The 2,502-nt window shown below is 48.9% G+C and carries 2 protein-coding genes and 1 pseudogene; 1 reads left to right on the top strand and 2 read right to left on the bottom strand.

What is annotated here, in order from left to right:
• Window positions 1–114 precede the first annotated feature (114 nt).
• Both bla and FHC52_RS22385 read right to left on the bottom strand, forming a co-directional pair.
• Window positions 115–708, bottom strand: a pseudogene (gene bla / locus FHC52_RS22390) (class A beta-lactamase); the annotation flags it as partial.
• A 182-nt stretch (window positions 709–890) separates the two neighbouring features.
• Window positions 891–1,448, bottom strand: coding sequence for a recombinase family protein (locus tag FHC52_RS22385; RefSeq protein ID WP_001235713.1), 558 nt, complete (start codon window positions 1,446–1,448; stop codon window positions 891–893).
• Between the two features lie 163 nt (window positions 1,449–1,611).
• On the opposite strand from FHC52_RS22385, the gene FHC52_RS22380 reads away from it, so the two are divergent.
• Window positions 1,612–2,502 (top strand): DUF4158 domain-containing protein (locus FHC52_RS22380; protein ID WP_259280443.1); only part of this gene is annotated, 891 nt, incomplete at its 3' end.

The following is a 2,502-nucleotide window of genomic DNA, read 5'->3' as shown; positions in this document are numbered from 1 at the left end:
TCTAAATAGGCTGATTCAAGGCATTTACGGGAGAAAAAATCGGCTCAAACATGAAGAAATGAAATGACTGAGTCAGCCGAGAAGAATTTCCCCGCTTATTCGCACCTTCCCTAGAGTAAGTAGTTCGCCAGTTAATAGTTTGCGCAACGTTGTTGCCATTGCTGCAGGCATCGTGGTGTCACGCTCGTCGTTTGGTATGGCTTCATTCAGCTCCGGTTCCCAACGATCAAGGCGAGTTACATGATCCCCCATGTTGTGCAAAAAAGCGGTTAGCTCCTTCGGTCCTCCGATCGTTGTCAGAAGTAAGTTGGCAGCAGTGTTATCACTCATGGTTATGGCAGCACTGCATAATTCTCTTACTGTCATGCCATCCGTAAGATGCTTTTCTGTGACTGGTGAGTACTCAACCAAGTCATTCTGAGAATAGTGTATGCGGCGACCGAGTTGCTCTTGCCCGGCGTCAACACGGGATAATACCGCACCACATAGCAGAACTTTAAAAGTGCTCATCATTGGAAAACGTTCTTCGGGGCGAAAACTCTCAAGGATCTTACCGCTGTTGAGATCCAGTTCGATGTAACCCACTCGTGCACCCAACTGATCTTCAGCATCTTTTACTTTCACCAGCGTTTCTGGGTGAGCAAAAACAGGAAGGCAAAATGCCGCAAAAAAGGGAATAAGGGCGACACGAAAATGTTGAATACTCATACTCTTCCTTTTTCAATATTATTGAAGCATTTACCAGGGTTATTGTCTCATGAGCGGATACATATTTGAATGTATTTAGAAAAATAAACAAATAGGGGTTCCGCGCACATTTCCCCGAAAAGTGCCACCTGACGTCTAAGAAACCATTATTATCATGACATTAACCTATAAAAATAGGCGTATCACGAGGCCCTTTCGTCTTCAAGAATTTTATAAACCGTGGAGCGGGCAATACTGAGCTGATGAGCAATTTCCGTTGCACCAGTGCCCTTCTGATGAAGCGTCAGCACGACGTTCCTGTCCACGGTACGCCTGCGGCCAAATTTGATTCCTTTCAGCTTTGCTTCCTGTCGGCCCTCATTCGTGCGTTCTAGGATCCTCCGGCGTTCAGCCTGTGCCACAGCCGACAGGATGGTGACCACCATTTGCCCCATATCACCGTCGGTACTGATCCCGTCATCAATGAACCGGACTGCCACGCCCTGAGCGTCAAATTCCTTTATCAGTTGGATCATATCGGCAGTGTCGCGGCCAAGACGGTCGAGCTTCTTAACCAGAATGACATCACCTTCCTCCACCTTCATCCTCAGCAAATCCAGCCCTTCCCGGTCTGTTGAACTGCCGGATGCCTTATCGGTAAATATACGGTTTGCTTTCACACCTGCGTCTTTGAGTGCTCTGACCTGAAGATCAAGAGACTGCTGACTGGTTGAGACCCGAGCGTAACCAAAAAGTCGCATAAAAATGTACCTTAAATCGAATATCGGACAACTCATGTCTATTATTACAAATTTACGATTTAATAGACATATTAATGTAACAGTTTTACGATGTCCGATAATTTATAATATTTCGGACGGTTGCGAAATTGTTAATTCATGACCATCAGGCAGGGAGGCCGGTATGCCCGTCGATTTTCTGACCACTGAGCAGGAACTGAATTATGGTCGCTATGTTGCAGAACCCAATGACGTGCAGCTGGCGCGCTATTTTCATCTTGATGAGCGGGATCTTGCCTTCATTAACCAGCGGCGGGGAAGGCATAACCGGCTGGGAATTGCGCTTCAGCTCACCACCGCCCGTTTTCTGGGCACCTTTCTGACAGACTTAACCCGGGTTCTGCCAGGTGTTCAGCAATTTGTCGCGGTGCAGCTTAATATTCGCCGTCCGGAAGTCCTTACCCGCTACGCAGAACGGGTTACCACCCTCAGAGAGCATACTGCGCTGATTAAGGAATATTACGGTTACCATGAATTTGGTGATTTCCCCTGGTCTTTCCGCCTGAAGCGCCTGCTGTACACCCGCGCATGGCTCAGTAATGAGCGACCCGGCCTTATGTTTGATTTTGCCACCGCGTGGCTGCTTCAGAATAAGGTCCTGCTGCCCGGAGCAACCACACTTGTACGTCTCGTCAGTGAAATACGCGAACGGGCAAATCAGCGGCTGTGGAAGAAACTGGCCGCGTTGCCGGACAGCTGGCAGACCGCCCGCGTGACGGAGCTTCTGGACATTCCTGAGGGGCAGCGTACTTCACCGCTGGAGCAACTGAAAAAGGGACCGGTCACCGTCAGCGGCCCGGCATTTACCGAAGCGCTGGAGCGGTATATCCGGCTGCGAAACCTGGAATTTTCCCGACTGAATTTTACCGGTCTGCCTGCTATACAACTGCGTAATTTGGCCGGCACTGTTGCAAAGTTAGCGATGAGGCAGCCTTTTGTCTTATTCAAAGGCCTTACATTTCAAAAACTCTGCTTACCAGGCGCATTTCGCCCAGGGGATCACCATAATAAAATG

Source organism: Enterobacter sp. EC_64 (genome assembly GCF_019584165.1).
Lineage (GTDB): Bacteria > Pseudomonadota > Gammaproteobacteria > Enterobacterales > Enterobacteriaceae > Enterobacter > Enterobacter roggenkampii.
This window is presented reverse-complemented; position numbering and strand designations above follow the sequence as displayed.